Origin of the sequence: Bartonella capreoli (assembly GCF_902813205.1) — a bacterium.
Taxonomy (GTDB): domain Bacteria; phylum Pseudomonadota; class Alphaproteobacteria; order Rhizobiales; family Rhizobiaceae; genus Bartonella; species Bartonella schoenbuchensis.
Genome location: NZ_CADDZX010000091.1, coordinates 1 through 642 on the forward strand (window position 1 = coordinate 1; position 642 = coordinate 642).

The window sequence follows — 642 nt, forward strand, 5'->3', positions numbered from 1 at the left end:
AACTACATCACATTAGCCATCTCCACCTACTTATAACCCCCAACCCACCCTCCCGCTCATCCTCTCTTAAACCTCTCCATTCTTCTCTCACTACTGCTTCCCCATCCTCCACTCATCTTATTACCCTCTTTCCATTTCCCTCTTCTCTTACATCCACTCCTTCACCATTCCAACCTCACTTAACTTTTTCCCACTCTCTTTTCTCTCCTCTCTTCCCCTTCCTCCTTCTTCTTTTAAATAAAATTTTTATTTTATAAATTATTCTATCTTTCTTCTCTTTTCTTTTTTCTCTCTTTTTCTTCCTAATTTTCTCTTTTCCTTCCTTCCTCCTTTTTCTCCCTTCTTTTCTTCTTCCTTTCCCCCTTCCCTCCTTCTTTCTCCCCTCCCCCCTTTTCTCTCCTTTCCCCTTCCCTCTTCCCACTCCCCAAATCTAGAGCTTACTCTCTTTTTCCCAAATCCCCCCTTTTCCTAGTTCTCGTCGCTCCACCCCTCTTCCCCTCTTCCTCTTCCTCTTTCGCTACCCCTCCCCCCTCCCTCCCCTTCCCTTTACATATGTCCCCCCCACTCTTTTCAAGAATATAATATTTCTTTCATAAATAATAAGCTCCATGCAATCACTATCGCATCTCAATGAAAAACAAT

At 43.1% G+C, this 642-nt stretch carries 1 protein-coding gene; it reads right to left on the reverse strand.

The window, feature by feature from the left end; genetic code table 11:
• Positions 1-175: 175 nt before the first annotated feature.
• Complete coding sequence (locus tag J7R05_RS07480) at positions 176-421, reverse strand: hypothetical protein (RefSeq protein WP_208541792.1); 246 nt, start codon at positions 419-421, stop codon at positions 176-178.
• Positions 422-642 lie beyond the last annotated feature (221 nt).